Genomic DNA, 16362 nt, shown 5'->3' with positions numbered 1-16362 from the left:
GACTTCCCCGCCCGGGTTGAGTGAATTCCTGATGGCAGGTCTCCTGACTCGCGGATTACAGCGCTCCCGACCCTTCCCGGCCTGTTTCAGGCCAGTGGTTTTGCCGGGTTTGCTCCTCGCTCACAGTTGCGGGGGCAGCTACGGATTAGGCACCTGATGGTTAAGCCTCACCGTATTCCCTTTTCATTCCGGAAATATGCTCGATTCCCGAAAACCATCGGTTGATGAATAACCCCGTTCAGGAGGTGGAGCAAGATGAAATCATCCCGTTTATCCAAGCACCTGCTCAGACGAGCGAAAGGCTGGCCAGCACGAGTGAAAGCCCTCCGCAGGCGCAGAGGGTGAGAAGGACACTCCGACGGAGGCTTAGCAGCAGCACCATAGCCAGCGCGATGAAGATAAGAACAGCATCATTGAAGCTGCCGAGCTCAGGCCGCAACAGGGTCAGGACAGCCAGACGCTCTGTTGTCACAGTTTCAAACAGCACGTGGATTGCAAACCATATGGACAGATTGAGAATGACGCCAACCACTGCCGCCGAAATGGATGCAAGCGCGGCCCGCAATCGGGGTTTTGATGTGAGCCAGGCAATATAAGGGGCACCCGCAAAGACCCAGAGGAAACAGGGTGCAAATGTTGCCCAGAGCGTTACCCCTGCCCCCAGAACTCCGGCCCATAGACTAACATCGCCCTCAGCCCGTGCTGCTGCCAGAAACCCGACGAACTCTGTCACCAGTATCAAAGGCCCCGGTGTGGTTTCCGCAAGACCGAGTCCGTCAATCATCTCTGTCGTGCTCAGCCAGCCATGGTTCTGCACCGCGTCCTGCGCCATATAGGCCAGAACCGCATAGGCCCCGCCGAAGGTCACCGTTGCAAGCTTGGAGAAAAACAGGCCGAGCTCAGTGAGAATGGGCAAACCGGTTACCGGCTCAACCAAAGCCAGCGGCACCATCCAGATGGCGAGCCAGACCAGAATAGTGGCACAGGTTCTGGACAAGGGGATATGAGGTCGGTCAATCACCGTCCTCTCACCCGCCTGTGCCGTGACAAAGCCGAGACAGCCTGCCGCCAGAATGATGACAGGAAACGGAATTCCGAGAAAGAACAGCGCCACAAAGGAAAGCCCGGCGGTCCACCAGTGCAGCCGCGATGTCAGGCTGCGCCTGGCAATCCGCCAGAGTGCGTCAAACACGATCACCAGAACGGCGGCCTTCACTCCGAGAAACAGGGCTTCAAGAGATGGTGTGTTGCCGAAGGTTACATAGAAGCCCGCAAAAGCCAGAACCACCAGCGCCCCCGGTAGAACAAACAGTAACCCGGCCACCAGACCACCCAGAACTCCGTGTTGCCGCCATCCCGCGTACGTCACCAGCTGCATGGCCTCCGGCCCCGGCAGCAACATGCAGAAAGACAGAGCATTCAGGTAATCCTGCTCACTCAGCCATTTCCGCTCTTCCACGACCATCCGGTGAACCAGGGCAATCTGAGCTGCAGGCCCGCCGAAAGACAGAACCCCGATCTGCCACCAGACCCGGAAGGCTTCATAAAAACCCGGGCGGGTCATGGCTTGCTTCCTGGTGCGGGCCAATCATGACCTTCATCCATACCATCCCGGGCCCAGCGATAGAGCGCATCATAGAGCAACATGCCTGCATCAAGCTGCATCATGTCATCTCGCACCATACGCGACAGACCGACTGATAAGGCCAGCAGCCCTGCCGCCTGTGGTGCGAGATCATGTCGATTGGTATCAGCACCGCGAATGACAACGGCCATCTGGTCCAAGGCGTTGGATCGCAGGTCGAAATCCTCCATAAAGGCATCAAAAGAACATCGCTCACCGCGATGGCTGAACCGAACACCCTCAACGTCAAATGGTATGGCATTGAACTTTTCGGCCACCAATGCCACGTCCTGCTGCGGCACAAACAAAAATTCCGCTGTGGGGTCAATAAACCGCCTGACCAGCCAAGGGCAGGCTATGCGATCAATTTTCGGACGATGTCGGGTGACCCACCGGGTTTGCCCCTCTTCCGTGCGCTGAAGCATGCCAATTTCCTCGCGCATGGGCAGCGCTGCATCCCTCCAGGCAAACTGTCCACCCTGCAGAACCTCAACAGCCCAGCCATCCGATCGCAGCAGAGCTGCCACTCCTTGCGATATCTTCCGCCCCTTCTGGCAATAAACCACCACGCGCTCTGCCTGTCGCCTCTCGAGCTGTGCCTTTAGGGCTGCGAGATCCGTATGCGGACTGCGAAAGGCTCCGGGGATCAGACGCGGATCGTCTTCAAAGTCTTCTTGTATCCTGAGATCGACAAGACCAGGCGCATCGGGTGTGCCGATCAGGCGGTAAAGCTGTGCAGGGGTAATTTCATTAAATGCAGGCATGGATTGCTTCCTCTCGAATGACATGCGCAAGTATGCGCAGACAATCTCCGGTCTTCTGGAAGCGAACCTTGGGTCTAAGCCTCACGGGGCGTTCGCAAGCCCCCTGCCATCAGGATATCAATCCAGAACAGTTTTGTCAAAAATCAGTTGCAGTATCATCAGCACACCATTCTTCACATTTCAGACATAGAATCATCAGAGGGTTTGAACAATGCAGTTCCGATCTCTGGCAACAGGCCGGATGCTTGCCGGAGCCTCAACATCGACCTTGTTTCAAATACGGAACATGAAATTTCGCACTTGGGGTAAATCAGGTAACATAGCCCCGGAAGCACACTGAAAATCTGCTCAGAGACAAGCCAAATTCATTGAAAGGCGGTCTCTGTTTCCTCTTTGGTCCCTCCATCACAATAACGGGAGGAGACAAAAGGGTGCTCTCTAACACTAAATTTTCAGTGAAGCTGCTGTGTTCGACAGCATTCAGTCTTTCACTTCTTGCAATGACTGGCATCGCCAATGCCGCAGACCTTTCTTCTGCGACCAAATCACTTGATGATGCTGTCACAAATGGCGAAAAAGCCATTGAAGATGCTGTAGGGCCGAAACTCGATGTAGACCTTTACGGTTCTGCCCGGGTCGGGTTCGACTACATTGAAGCTGGCGTCAGTCAGGATGGTCTCAACGGGCGTGATTTTCTTAGCCGTATCGGCGTGAAAGCCAAATATCAGCTGAACGATCGCTTTTCGGTCTTCGGTCAGTTTGAATACGGCACCCGCAGCGACGTTGTTGATTTTGTCCAGAATGGCGGCCTGACCCTTCGTATTGCCAGTGTTGGCGTTGGTCACAAGGATTACGGCACACTGTCCTTCGGATCACAGACAACCGTATTTCACAGCTTTGTTCGCGGCTCTTACTTCTCCGATGGACTAGACACGGTCCGCCTGGCCACCATTCGTGAGGATGATTATCTGCAGTACCGCTTCAAATACGGCAATTTCAAATTCGGTATCGGCACGCAGCTTGAAGGACAGGACGGCGATAATTTCGACCAGGTTCAGGTTGGTGCAGAATATTCAATCGGCCCTGTAAAGCTGCAGGCCGCCTATGCAAAGGATCTGGAAGGCCCATTGCAGGGGAACCTCTATGGCGTACGTGCCTTCTGGAAAATCAACGACATTTTCACTCTGTCAGCCTACCATCATCAGCAGGATGACGAGTTCGATTTCCCCTCAGGGGCCGGGTCTACCGGTACGTTGCGTCTGAGAGCTTCAGGCGGCGGGCTTGGAAACATCAACTTTATTCCTACCTGCGTTGGTGAAGACAGAACAGCCAGCGGCATTTACGGTAGTGCCCGTGTAAAAGAGCATCAGTTCCACGCCCGTTACGCTGTTGACAGTTGTGATACGAGCGGTGATGTCCAGTCCATCAAAGGGGAATATGTCTATCACTACGACAAGAACCTGCGCTTCTGGACCTCTGTTGAGCATCTGGAAAACGATGCTGGCCGCGTGCCAACCGCACTTGTCGGGATTACGGACAATTTCACGTCCTTCCAGGGTGGCCTGCGTCTTGATTTCTGATCATTATCGGACAGCAGCCTACACGATAATGTGACCTGAAAGGGGGCAGCGTAGACCAGTACGTTCTTGCCCCCTTTCTGACTCTTCAATAGTTTTCCGCAAGCTTTGAGAAGAGAGCAACAAGACGTCATCATCAATACTGAAGTGTGAAGACCTGATGCGGTGTATATTACCCGCTTCTTCCGTCGCTTCTACAACGGTCTAACCACAATCAAGAACCAGGGCTTTGACCCTAAATGCCAGAAGCTGCTCCTTACATAATTCAACGCAGAAAAACATCTGCCTATATGTTTTTCACGGCTCTTGGCGTCTTCATTTTAAGCCTATTTCTACTGGTGCGGTTTCTTGAAGGACAACTCATCACAGAGTACTTCAATCGCAACTCTCATCTGCTTACCCTGCACAGCAAAATTGTCGAAACGGAAATATCCCGTTTCAGAGCCCTTGCAGTGAATTACTCTCAAGAGCCGCTTTTTGAGCGCTTTCTCAATCGTCAGGCAACGGGAACACGCCCGGGGCAGGTTTTTCGGACCAGTGTTCAGTTACGCCTGAGCGAGCTGAGAAATGTCTCGGGCCTGTCAGACATTCGGCTTCTCGGGGCCGATGGCCGGATTGTCTCTTCAGCGGCAACTTTTGGACAGACACCATCTTTTCTGGAACAGAACTACTTTGCCCGGGCCTGGAATGGCAGCCTTGGCCGGGCCATAGCCATTGACCCTCTGACCAGTCAGCTCAGTTATTATCTCGCGCGCGGCATTCGATTTAATGGCCAGACAATTGGTGTGATTGTGCTGGTCATTCCCCTTGACCACCTGCAGCAGGAATTTCGCGCCAATACCCATGAAATCTTCATTGCTGATCGCAATAATCTGATCGTTCTGTCGGGCCATCCTGACTGGCGGCTGAAAGTCCTTGGCGGAACACGCCTGGCGCAACGATACGCAGCGGACGACCTCGCGGCTTTCGCGCTGGACGCCCCCGTTCCGGCCCCAATAGAGATCCGTCCGTTTCCAGACACGACTGACTTTACAAAAGTCATCGCTGTAGCCGATCGATCCGACCAGAGACCGATGGAATTTCTCAGGATGACCCGATGGATGCCGCTGGAAGGCTGGGAGCTCAACATCCTCATTCCGCTTGCGCCAGTACGGCAGCAGATTCTGACAATACTCGCAGTCGCTGTCCTGGCCTTTCTGCTTGTCGCTATGGTTTTTGTTGTCGTTCTACAGCGTCGGAGACGTCTTCTCGATCTGGTTCATGAGCGCGAGCAATCACAGCAGATGCTGAAACAGAAAGTGGCGGAGAGAACCCGCGATCTGCAGGCTCTCAACCTGGAATTGACAGCGCAGGTTGACGACCGGATACGGGCGGAGAAGAAACTCCGCCGAACCCAGACAGAACTGATACAGGCCGGAAAAATGGCGGCCCTTGGCCAGATGTCCGCCGAATTGCGCCATGAGATAAACCAGCCATTGGCGGCCATCCGCAACTATGTGGAGACCACTGCAATTCTGCTGGATCGCAACCAATATGAACGGGCAGAAGATAATATCGGGCGGATGCGCCGGATTATCGGACGGATGGAAAACCTGTCTTATGCATTGACCAAGTTTTCCCAGAAACCAAAAGAAGGAAGACAGCTGGTCAATATTGGTCCGATCCTTGACCGCAGCCTGGAGCTGCTGCACCCCCGGCTCAAGAAACAGAATGTTCACCTCGAAAAGAGCTGGGGAGAGAATATCCGCGCCTATGGCGAGGAAAACCTTCTGAATACGGTCTTTGTAAATCTCATCAGCAATGCCATTGACGCCACCATGGAGATGGAAAACCCTCATATTGCCTGCAGCGCAATCGACCTTTCGTCTTCTGTCCTGGTGGTCATAGAAGACAATGGACCCGGCCTTGATGACGAGGCGATCAGCCAGGCCTTCAATCCGTTTTTCACCACCAAGGATGCGGGGCAGGGTCTGGGTCTTGGCCTGTCCATTTCGTATAACAGCATTAACGAACTGGGCGGTAAGCTGAGGGCGGAAAACCGTGACCGTGGCGGTGCCCGGTTCATCGTCGAGCTGGCAAAGGAGGCATAGGTTTGGAAGCTCTGAAGAACTATGCTGTCATTCTGATTGACGATGAAGAGGACGTTCGTCAATCGACCGGGCAAGTGCTGGAGTTGCAGGACATTGATGTTCTGTCTTTTGCCAGGGCTGAAAGAGCTGTTGCCCGCCTTGGCAGAAGCTTTGATGGTGCAGTTGTGTCCGACATAAGGATGTCCGGCATGGATGGCCTGCAGCTTCTTGCGGCCGTGCAGAACATCGACCATGAAATTCCAGTTATTCTGATTACCGGTCATGGCGATATCGCCCAGGCTGTAAAGGCCATTCAAAGCGGGGCTTATGATTACATAGAGAAGCCAGCGCTGGTTGACCGCCTGCCCCAGGCCATCAAAAAAGCGTGCCGCCTGCGCCATCTGGTTCTTGAGAAGCGTGCTATGGAAAGGACGCTGGAAGCAACGGACCCTCTTGAGCTCGTATTGATTGGACGGTCCGCTCCCATGGAGCAGGTGCGCCAGCAGGTCGACGCTCTGTCGGATTCATCACTGAGTGTTCATCTCACCGGTGAAACAGGAACCGGCAAGGAACTCGTGGCCCGTACAATCCATGAGAATTCCGACCGCAAGGACTATCCGTTCGTCGCCGTCAATCTGGTCTCGCTGCAAAGCGCCTCCATCGAGGTCGAGCTCTTCGGGTGCGAGGCTGGAGCCTTTCCCGGCGCTATAAGAACGCGCATAGGGCGACTTGAGCATGCCCGGAATGGCACACTGTTTCTGGACAAGATCGAGTCCGTACCGCTTCCCGTTCAGGCCAAGCTTCTGCGCGTTCTGGAAGAGGGTTGCGTTCAGCGGGTCGGATCTCACGAACGGATTCCGCTTGATACCCGCATTATCAGCTCTTCCAATGCGGATCTGGATCATCTGGTGGACACCGGAGCATTCCGGAAGGACCTGCTTTATCGTCTTGCGGTCATAAAGCTTGCCATCCCGCCATTGCGAGACAGGCGGGAAGATATCCCCCGTCTGTTCCAGCATCTGGTCAACACATCTGCCCTGCGGATGCAGCGACCGGCTCCGACAATTGCAGCTGAGACGCTGTCCGCTCTCATGGAACAGACCTGGGAAGGGAATGTACGCGAACTCCGTAATGCCGCAGACAGGCTGGTCATGGGCTTTTCTCCACTGGAAGAGCCTTATGAAGCCGCATCCGACGAGACACTCGCAGATGCCCTGCTCCAGCAGGAAAAGGTCGTGATCGCCAGAACTCTGGCAGAAAAGAACGGCGATCTGAAAGAGACCTACGAAGCCCTGGGTCTATCCCGCAAGACTCTCTATGAAAAAATGCAGCGCCATAATCTCAACCGGGATGATTTCCGGGGATAACAACGCAACTCCCCTCACCCGCCAAATACCACCACAGGCTCCCCGAGTGTTTCATAGTCGAGTTCCACACCAAGGCCCGGTTCTGTTGAAGCGTAGAGGTTGCCGTTTTCCGTGTGTGGGCCGGGCAGGCCTGTGGTGCCGACCACGTAGTTGTGGAGATCGGTGGTGTTGTAGAGAAGTTCCGACGGAGTGGAGGCTGCGAAATGGGACACGGCAGCAGTGGTGATTTCTCCGCCCCAGGTATCTTCCGAGACGACAGACAGGCCATTTTCCATCAGATAATCCCGCACTCGTCTTGCTTTGGTGAGCCCGCCAAGATTTGAGATTTTCAGGCAGACCACTTCAGCCGCGCGATCTGTCACTATTCTTTGTGCCGCACGCATGTCGGTGACGCATTCATCAAGCTTCATAGGCAGATCCGTGCGGGCGCGTACGTGCAGACATTCCTCGTAGGTCATGCAGGGTTGCTCGATCATGATGCCCGTGTCGCGGACCGCGTGGACCACTTTGACAGCCTCATTCACTGTCCAGCCCGTATTGGCATCCGCATAAGCGTTCTCGCCGGGCTGCAACAGGCTTGCGGCCTGCAGGATATTGTCGATATCCCGGACCCAGTCGCCACCCACCTTGATCTGAAACTGGCGATAGCCTGCCTGACGATAAGCGTTCAGTTCGGCTGCGGTTTCCTCAAGACCTTTTTGCGGCACCACCCTGTACATGGGCGCGCCATCGGTCAGCCGCCCGCCCAGCAGAACACAGACAGGCAGGCCAACGGCCTTGCCCAGAATCTCCCAACAGGCCGCATCAATAGCCGATTTTGCATAAGGGTGGCCCTTCAGGGCCTGGTCCATAAGCCGTTCTACCCGATGCAGCTCCCGCGGATCTTCACCAATCAGGGCCGGCGCCATCAGGCTGACAGCGGCCGGGATCCCCTCCCCGTAAGCGGCCAGATACGTGCTGCCGATGGGGCAGGATTCCCCGCATCCCGTCAGCCCCGCATCGGTCTCTATTGTGACAACCGTTGAAAGCGCTACGGTCAGAGGCTGGTTGCGCCCCCAGACATAAGTGCCACCCACATAAGGCAACCGGGCCTGATAGACCGAAATTCTGGTTATTTTCACAGCAGACCTCCCAATCTGACGGCGACAGATAACAGCGAATAAGACAAATTATGTGATAACTTGTTTTCTCATGAAAATTATGATGTCATATTTTTCATATAGCACAAGAAGAATTCTAGCGGACAGAGAGAATGGCAGAGCACAAATCCCTCTACTCTCCCGATCAGGGGCAGGAAGCCGGTACAAAGTCGGGCGGAGGTGATGGATCATACATCCGGTCTTTAAAGCGCATTGCGCAACAATCGGAACCGGCCTGGCGAATAACAACATGCTTCAGCAAAGGCGTAGAGTATGGTGCGTGAAACCCATTCAGCACCTCATGCCCTGGGGGACGATATGCGCCAGCTCCGCAAGGCGCGCGGCCTGACGCTCACGGATCTGTCTGACCTGTGCGGCAAGTCTGTCAGTTTTCTCTCCAAAATTGAACGTGACCTGGCCAATCCGTCTCTCACGGCCCTGCAGGAGATTGCAGCGGCGCTCAATGTCTCGACCGGCTGGTTTTTCCAGAATGAACGTCCTGTTCCGGAAGAAGAGCGGGCCTTTGTAGTGCGGGCAGATAATCGCCGCAGGCTGACCTACGCTCCGGCCAGCTCCACGGATTTCTGGGGCTTTGAAGACTATCTGCTGTCTGCCAATCTGGATGGGGATCTGGTTATGGCCATGTCGCGCTATGCGCCGGGCAGCTCCACCGGCGATGATCTTTACACGCACAAGGGTGAGGAAGCCGGCTTTGTCCTGAGCGGCACCTTCGAATTGACCCTCGGCGAGCAGGTGTTTCTTCTCAACGCGGGTGACAGCTTTTCATTCCCCAGCACCACCCCTCACCGCTTCCACAATCCGGGGACGGTGGAGACCATTATCATCTGGGCCAATACGCCCATTTCACTGAAGCCCTAGGGTCAGGAGCCAGCAATGACATCACCTCTCCCCGACACAATGGCTGCTGTACTGTTGACCGGACATGGCGGCCTGGACAAGCTGGTCTACCGCACAGACGTGCCGGTGCCTAAACCCGGCCCCGGTGATGTTATTGTGAAGGTTGGTGCCTGCGGGCTGAACAATACAGATGTGAATACGCGCACCGGCTGGTATTCCCCCCAGGTGACCGATGGCATTACCGATGAGGGCGGCAGTCAGGGGTTTGATGAGGCGGATGATAACTGCGGCACATGGGGCAGCGGCTCACTCACCTTCCCGCGCATTCAGGGGGCCGATGTAGCCGGTTCCATTGTTGCCGTAGGTGACGGTGTCAGCACCAGCCGCATTGGTGAGCGGGTGATTATCGATCCCTGGCTTCTTGGTCATGGTGACTGGCAGAACCCGGAGCACTCGGACTATTTCGGCTCGGAATGCGATGGCGGATTTGCAGAATACACACGTGTGCGGTCTGCCAATGCCTTATCCATCACCACCGACCAGACTGACGCGGAACTGGCCACCTACCCTTGCGCCTATACAACAGCAGAAAACCTTGTGGCCAGAACCAGCCTCCGGCCCGGAGAAACCGTGGTGATCGCCGGTGCGTCAGGTGGCGTCGGCTCCGCAGCCATCCAGCTCTGCCGCCTGCGTGGCGCTCGGGTGATCGGCATCGCATCTCAGGCAAAAGCAGACCTACTCTGTGAGCTGGGCGCAGAAACCATTATCGACCGGAATACGGACCGGCTGGGCGATGCCATCCGGGAGGTCGCAAAAGGCCCTGTCGATGTTGCTCTCGATGTGGTGGGTGGAGAGACGTCCCTCAGCCTGATCGACGCTCTGCGCCAGGGTGGTCGCTACTCAAGCTCCGGCTGCATATCTGGACCAATCGTCTCTTTTGACCTTCGCCAGCTGATCTACAAGGATCTGCAGCTGACCGGCGCGACCATCTGCCCGCCCGGCACCATGGCCCGCATCACCCGCCTGATCGAAACCGGAAACCTGCGCCCCCTTCTGGCAGCCACTTACCCTCTTGAGAAACTGGCAGACGCACAGGACGCTTTCATGAGCAAGCGCCATGTGGGGAATATTGTTGTGGTGCCGTGAAGAACACCGTGTTCAACTATCAGGGCTTGCCCGGGTTGAGTAGCACGAGCAAGCCAATGACAATGGCCGGATCAGTTGGACAACCGGCAGTAAAACCCGCGGATTTCCTGTTTATCCAACTCTGGAGCAAGATGAATTGCTGAAGCATCCACAATGTCCACACAACTGCGCGGCATCAGAACCAGGTCATTATCTGCACCATTAAAATCTGCCCGAAATTTGATATTCACTTCATTCTTGGCAGTGCTGTTACAGACCCGGTAACTGTAGAACCTGTCACTGACAGAACGCAGGATCATTTTATGATCATCAGCTTTCTTGTCTTTTATCCTCCAGCTTGCTGAATTTTCTGGGCATGCCAACTTGCGGAAGTTTGGTTTTTCCGCCAGAGCCACATTCGGCGCCATAACAGCGGTTGCAATCACTGATGCTGTCAGAGCTATCTTGATTTGTTTACAGTCCATATCTCACCCTCCCTCAGATAAACCAGAGTATAAAATACAGTGACAGGTTGCAAATCTTCGTTCCGTACAAACGGAAATAAACAATCCGTCTTTTGATACAGGGAGGGAATACAAAGAAAAACGGCTGGTTGCAGTGACACAACCAGCCGAAAGTTGGTCCTGAAAAGGCCTGGAAGCCGGGAAATGGAAGCCGCGAGATGCGGAAGAACAGGACAGGTTCCTTGCTATATATCCTGACTTCGGAAGTCAACAATAAAATATGACTTTAGAAGTCATATAAACTGGAACTGTGGATGAGATCTCTGTTTTCAGAGAAAATCACACATTCCGATACAGCAACGATTGATTGTAGAACACGGCATAACGCCCTATCATGGTCGCCAATAGGGGGACGTTGTCAGCAGTACGGGAGGAAACGTCATGCTGTTCATCACCAATCGGTTTCCGACGCAAAGTATCAAGTCGCGCACCAACAGAAAGTTCGATTTCGACCTGAAAAACAACGCGCCCAGCAATTCGGTCTTTTTCTGCCGCAAGAATGGGGATGCGTCCTATACGGAGATTGGCAGTCTTCCCTTTCTCGCGGAGATAAAAGCGTCTTCCTATCGGCAGATCCTGCTCTATGTTCACGGCTTCTCCAACCTGCCGGACGACGTGTTCTCAGCTGCGGAAGAGTTTCAGAAACTCTGTGACAAAGCGAAAAAGAACGAGGTTCTGGTCATTCCGCTGATCTGGCCTTGCGATGGGGATCTGGGCGTCGTGCAGGATTACTGGGACGACCAGAAGGCAGCAGACCAGAGCGCCTATTCCTTTGCCCGTGTTCTTGAGAAATTCATCAGCTGGCGGAACTCGGACAAGTATAACAGCGAAGACGATCCGTGCCTGAAACGCATCAACATGCTGTCCCATTCCATGGGCAACCGTGTTCTGCGCGGCGCACTGAAAGCCTGGGACAAATATGATCTGTCTCGCGGTGTGCCGATGATCTTCCGGAACACCTTTATGATTGCGGCTGACGTTGTGAATGAAAGCCTGCATGAAGGTGAGAGCGGTGAACTGATCTGCCACGCATCGCGCAATGTCGTGGTTTATTATGCCTCTGACGATCTGGCACTCAGAGCCAGCAAGGCCGCCAATCTGAAAAACAAGATCGCCTCCCGCAGACTGGGACATACCGGGCCTGAAGACATCGATAAGACGCCGAAAAACGTCTATCAGGTGGATTGCGACGACATCAACACACTTTATGACACTCCGAAAGGCCATTCCTACTTCCGCTCCGGCCGCAAGAAAGGCCAGCCGGGCGTGGTCTTCGACCATATCTTCTCATGTCTGCTGACAGGCCGGGTCGTCCCGGAAGACAAGGCCCAACGGTCAACAATCCTCAAGCATCCTGATTAGGGTCTGTTGAGATTCAGATCGTCAATGGCTGCCTGAAATCTGCCATCGGTTGAGGTCGGGCCTTGACCTTCTTCGTCTTCTGGATCTGCCAGCTCAGATCATCATCATCGCGCAGAAGCACGTGATAGCCCGGGGTCGGGTAGCCATCCTTGTCCGGGTGATTGTCGATGGCTGTGCGAATAGCCATCTCAAGATCACGCTCCAGTTCAGGTGTGGCCGTCATGAAGGATGGATAGGCGGAATCAGCGGCATAGAGGCCTACGGAATACGATCCGACCACCTTCAGGCGCCCGATGATGCTGCCATCTTCAACGGAAACCAGCTCCAGACGGAGATTGGCCAGGATAATCTCCTTGCCGTCAATCATGAAGCGATAGCTCTTCAGCCGCTTGCCTAGTTGATCAGAAATCAGCCCCATATAGCGGCGGACCCGGTCTTCCGCGTCCGGCTCGGTCCATGCTCCGGCCAAAACCAGAACCATCTGACCAATATCCAGAAGGCGCATGTCTCTTAGAGCTTCTAATTCCAGCTTAGTCGCCATTACGGTCTCTCCCCCCGAATCGGCGTTATTAGCTAAGGATAAGAGAATTACTCAAAGACATCCATCAAAGGTTGCTATTAAGGTTATTTTAACTGGTTAATTCTGCTCGATTACATATTTCAGGTATCCACGTAGCTGACTTCATAAGTGGAACGAGCCAACCAGTCCGGATTTATTTCGATTCCCCAGCCCGGCGCATCTGTGACAATGGCCTTTCCATCCTTAATCCCATAAGGACATTGAACAAAAAGCTCCTGCTGCCAGGGATAATAATCTGCGCCCTCAATGGAAAATTCCAGATATTTACCCGCGTTCGGGATGGCTCGAAGAAGGTGCATAGTGAACAGGGTCACAAGAGACAGGTTGGCACAGTGTGGTGTACAGGGCAGGCCTGCCTCATCAGCCATCCGGGCGACCTCCAGCGTCCGTTCCATACCCCCCATATAGCAGATATCAGGCTGGATCACGTTCACGGCCCGCATGTCAATCATCCGCCGCCAGTTCTGCAGCTCACAATCCTGCTCGCCGCCTGTGACATCAATCGACAGTGCGTCAGTGACCTCTTTGGTCTGCTCATATTCCCAATAAGGACACGGCTCCTCGAAGTGAGAAATGCCGTTATCCTCCAGCATATGGCCAACCTCGATGGCCTTCCGGGGTGAATAACCGGAATTGCCATCAACAAGCAGGGCAATATCATCCCCCATAGCCTTGCGCATGGCAGGCACGATAGCCTCTGTCCGGCCCGGCCATTCGTCCACATCGCGACCGCATTCAGACGCCACACGGAACTTGAAAGCATCAAAGCCGAATTCGTCCCGCAGGCGGGTCAGACGGACGGCTTCATCCTCAGGGGTGATATCGCGCCGCATGGATGAGGCGTAGGCGCGGACCTGTCCCGGTGCTCCGCCCATCAGGGCACAGACAGGCTTTTCTTCAAGCTTTCCACGCAGATCCCACAGCGCTGTATCAAGCCCGCACATGGCCCGTCTCAGATAGGAGCCAGGGAACTTGTGTTCCCGCAGCGGGATGATGTCCATCAGATGAGCAATATCAAACGCATCCTGCCCCAGCGCATAGGGTGCTACCTGCCTGTGAACCACCTTGGCTGTGATATCCGCGTGATAGGTTGACGTCTGCCCCCACCCCTGCGCGCCGCTCTCTGTTGTGACACGGGTAAAGCAGACAAACTCATTGGTGAATGTTTCAATCGAGCGGATTTTCATGGGGCACCCCGAGCATTTATGTGGTGCTTAAAAAGGATCACAGCACACATGTCCTCACAAGCCGCTTTGCGACATATCCCCAATCATGTCTGGTTATGATGTTTCAGGCGGGTTCAGGCCGTCCGATTGTGATGAATCCTGCCGATGAAATTCATCAGGATCTGGGCGGCAAGAATGGCGGTTGAACCGGTCGGGTCATAATCCGGGGCCACTTCCACCAGGTCCACACCGACAACATCGCCACGTTTGGTGAGACCGTCCAGAATCTCCAGAATATCATAATAGAGGAACCCGCCATGGCTGGGTGTGCCGGTTCCCGGCGCGATGGACGGGTCGAAGGCATCAATATCAATGGTCACGTAATACCGGGCACCCTCCGGAATCCGGCCCAGTACGCCTTCGGTGCCGAGTTTGCGGGCCTGGCGCACCGACAGGATGTCAGAGCCCATCCGCCGTGCATCGTCATACCCTTCCTTTGCGGTTGAAGAGACATTGCGGATACCGATCTGGGTCATACCGGTCACATAGTCTTTTTCCGCCGCCCGGCGCATAGGATTGCCGTGACCAAAGCGGACACCATGCCGCTCGTCGACAAAATCCAGATGTGCATCAATCTGAACCACATGAACAGGGTCCTGATCGTCAAAGGCATTGATACAGGGGATATTGACCGAGTGGTCCCCCCCAAGAACAATCGGCACCGCGCCGGCCTTGAGGATCCTGCGTACACCGAACTCGATATTGGCGTGGCTGCCTGTGGTGTCCGTGTGGATGATATCCGCGTCGCCGATATCGACAATCGTGACCTTGTCCCTGTCCAGATAGGTCACGTCATCCTCATGGTCGTAGGCTCCGCCATGGCCGAACGAAAACAGGGTCGAGGCTTCCCGGATGGACCGGGGGCCGAACCGCGCGCCCGACCGCCACTGACAGCCGAAGTCAAATGGTGCGCCCAGAACAGCAAAGTCTGCCTCAATCGCATCCCAGTCCTCAACATAGGCGTTTTTGCCAAAGGTTGAGATACCGACAAAAGGCAGATTCAACCGCCCGCTTTCATACCCGTGAGACACTGACCCTGATCCTCCCAGAACGTTTTCAGTGCGGACACGGTAAGGGCGTGGCCCCTGTTCGGCAAGCGGCTTGTGGACAACTGGTGCCGTCTGTCACACCTCATCCATCGCCACCACCCACGGCTCTGCACAGCCCTTCTCCACCCAGTCCTGCCAGGCAGGCAAAGCCTTCATCGCCTGCGTGTAGCGCTCGACAGCAGGATGGGTGCTGAGGCGATAGATCTCAAGGCGGTTGACCACCGGCGCATACATCGCATCAGCTATAGAGAACGGGCCGAACAGAAACGGCCCGCCATAAGTTTGCAGACAATTGTCCAAGATTGTCTCAATCCGTGCCACATCCTTGCGCACAGCCTCTGAGACCACAAGATCACCCGGAGCGCGACGCATGTTCATAGGGCATTCGTTGCGGATACCAGAAAAGCCCGCATGCATTTCATGAGCAATGCAGCGCGCGTATGTTCGCGCGTCAGCATCCTCCGGCCAGAAGGGTTTTTCGGGGTGCGTTTCGGCGGCATATTCAAGAATGGCCAGAGATTCCCATACCGTCCGCCCCTGATCCTGAAGGACCGGGACCTTACCCGTCGGTGAAAACGCCAGATAGTCACGAAAGTCGTTTTCTTCATCAAACGGACGCAACTCGGTTTCAAACGCCACGCCGCCCATGGTCAGGCCCAACCAGGCACGGAAGGACCAGGACGAATAGTTGCGGTTGCCAATAATCAGTTTCATGACGTGCCCTCCATGTGGTTCGGGATAACTATCCTGAAACTAGGGTCAAAACTCATTGCTCACGTCCATTCTGCGATAGTCATTTTCTCGTCCGGCGCGGCGGAGGTCCGCAGGAAACCCTCTGGTTTTCAAGGATCTCCAACAAAGCCGGGCGGTAAAATGACCCCGCCCGTCGGGTTCATCAGGGAAGCGCAGCCTGACCACAAACAACAGCTTGAATAGGATCCACCTGTCCTGCGCTCTTGTTCGCGCCCATTCTGTACTTCCCTGATGAACAGAATGGGCGTCAGCAATGAGTCTTGACCCTAACAATGACATCGGTTTTTTGCCTTGGTCCAAATCACAGATAGACAGAGGGCCAAATCTCTTCGACCAGGAGCCCCG

The 16362-nt window shown here is 54.8% G+C and carries 14 protein-coding genes and 1 riboswitch; of the genes, 6 read left to right on the top strand and 8 right to left on the bottom strand.

The annotated features are described in order from the left end of the window. Positions 1 to 16: 16 nt before the first annotated feature. Positions 17 to 234: riboswitch (cobalamin riboswitch) on the bottom strand. A gap of 52 nt (positions 235 to 286) precedes the next feature. Continuing rightward, positions 287 to 1564: a chromate efflux transporter gene (gene chrA, locus RA157_RS12970; RefSeq protein WP_350333551.1), complete on the bottom strand. Its 1278-nt coding sequence runs from the start codon at positions 1562 to 1564 to the stop codon at positions 287 to 289. Next, positions 1561 to 2388, bottom strand: a complete 828-nt coding sequence (locus RA157_RS12965; protein WP_350333550.1) for a chromate resistance protein ChrB domain-containing protein — start codon at positions 2386 to 2388, stop codon at positions 1561 to 1563. The genes chrA and RA157_RS12965 overlap by 4 nt, the downstream gene beginning before the upstream one ends. Before the next feature lie 500 nt (positions 2389 to 2888). Here RA157_RS12965 and RA157_RS12960 point away from each other — a divergent pair, with 500 nt between their 5' ends. From RA157_RS12960 to RA157_RS12950, 3 genes are all read left to right on the top strand, one after another. Further along, positions 2889 to 3968 carry a porin gene (locus RA157_RS12960; protein ID WP_350333549.1) on the top strand — a complete coding sequence of 360 codons (1080 nt, stop codon included), beginning with the start codon at positions 2889 to 2891 and terminating at the stop codon, positions 3966 to 3968. 449 nt (positions 3969 to 4417) lie between these two features. Then, a complete protein-coding gene (locus RA157_RS12955) occupies positions 4418 to 6055 on the top strand; it encodes a sensor histidine kinase (RefSeq protein WP_350333548.1) in 1638 nt (545 codons plus the stop codon). A gap of 2 nt (positions 6056 to 6057) precedes the next feature. After that, positions 6058 to 7401, top strand: a complete 1344-nt coding sequence (locus tag RA157_RS12950) for a sigma-54-dependent transcriptional regulator (protein ID WP_350333547.1) — start codon at positions 6058 to 6060, stop codon at positions 7399 to 7401. Between the two features lie 14 nt (positions 7402 to 7415). On the opposite strand, the gene RA157_RS12945 is transcribed toward RA157_RS12950, so the two are convergent. Further along, the gene (locus tag RA157_RS12945) at positions 7416 to 8522 is read right to left on the bottom strand and encodes a mandelate racemase/muconate lactonizing enzyme family protein (RefSeq protein WP_350333546.1); all 1107 of its coding nucleotides are present in this window, start codon (positions 8520 to 8522) and stop codon (positions 7416 to 7418) included. A gap of 291 nt (positions 8523 to 8813) precedes the next feature. Here RA157_RS12945 and RA157_RS12940 point away from each other — a divergent pair, with 291 nt between their 5' ends. Together RA157_RS12940 and RA157_RS12935 are read left to right on the top strand one after the other, a co-directional pair. Then, a complete protein-coding gene (locus RA157_RS12940) occupies positions 8814 to 9419 on the top strand; it encodes a cupin domain-containing protein (RefSeq protein WP_350333545.1) in 606 nt (201 codons plus the stop codon). A 15-nt stretch (positions 9420 to 9434) separates the two neighbouring features. After that, positions 9435 to 10544, top strand: coding sequence for an alcohol dehydrogenase family protein (locus RA157_RS12935; protein ID WP_350333544.1), 1110 nt, complete (start codon positions 9435 to 9437; stop codon positions 10542 to 10544). 71 nt (positions 10545 to 10615) lie between these two features. Here RA157_RS12935 and RA157_RS12930 read toward each other — a convergent pair whose 3' ends face one another. After that, positions 10616 to 11008 carry a hypothetical protein gene (locus RA157_RS12930; RefSeq protein ID WP_350333543.1) on the bottom strand — a complete coding sequence of 131 codons (393 nt, stop codon included), beginning with the start codon at positions 11006 to 11008 and terminating at the stop codon, positions 10616 to 10618. A gap of 420 nt (positions 11009 to 11428) precedes the next feature. Between RA157_RS12930 and RA157_RS12925 the strand changes: the two genes are divergently transcribed. Next, positions 11429 to 12409 (top strand): alpha/beta hydrolase, encoded by a 981-nt coding sequence (locus RA157_RS12925; protein ID WP_350333542.1) that lies wholly within the window; start codon positions 11429 to 11431, stop codon positions 12407 to 12409. Between the two features lie 13 nt (positions 12410 to 12422). On the opposite strand, the gene RA157_RS12920 is transcribed toward RA157_RS12925, so the two are convergent. The 4 genes from RA157_RS12920 to RA157_RS12905 all read right to left on the bottom strand — a co-directional run bounded on the left by RA157_RS12920 (position 12423) and on the right by RA157_RS12905 (position 15978). Then, complete coding sequence (locus RA157_RS12920) at positions 12423 to 12950, bottom strand: hypothetical protein (RefSeq protein ID WP_350333541.1); 528 nt, start codon at positions 12948 to 12950, stop codon at positions 12423 to 12425. Positions 12951 to 13069: 119 nt separating this feature from the next. Beyond that, positions 13070 to 14176: a mandelate racemase/muconate lactonizing enzyme family protein gene (locus RA157_RS12915; protein ID WP_350333540.1), complete on the bottom strand. Its 1107-nt coding sequence runs from the start codon at positions 14174 to 14176 to the stop codon at positions 13070 to 13072. Between the two features lie 113 nt (positions 14177 to 14289). Further along, on the bottom strand, positions 14290 to 15246 hold the full coding sequence (gene speB, locus RA157_RS12910; protein ID WP_350333539.1) for an agmatinase: 957 nt from the start codon (positions 15244 to 15246) through the stop codon (positions 14290 to 14292). A gap of 93 nt (positions 15247 to 15339) precedes the next feature. Beyond that, a complete protein-coding gene (locus RA157_RS12905; RefSeq protein ID WP_350333538.1) occupies positions 15340 to 15978 on the bottom strand; it encodes a glutathione S-transferase family protein in 639 nt (212 codons plus the stop codon). Positions 15979 to 16362 lie beyond the last annotated feature (384 nt).

Source organism: Coralliovum pocilloporae (genome assembly GCF_030845175.1).
Taxonomy (GTDB): Bacteria; Pseudomonadota; Alphaproteobacteria; order Rhizobiales; family Cohaesibacteraceae; genus Coralliovum; species Coralliovum pocilloporae.
The sequence above is the reverse complement of the archived record's forward strand: the minus strand, read 5'-3'. Positions and strand labels throughout refer to the sequence as shown.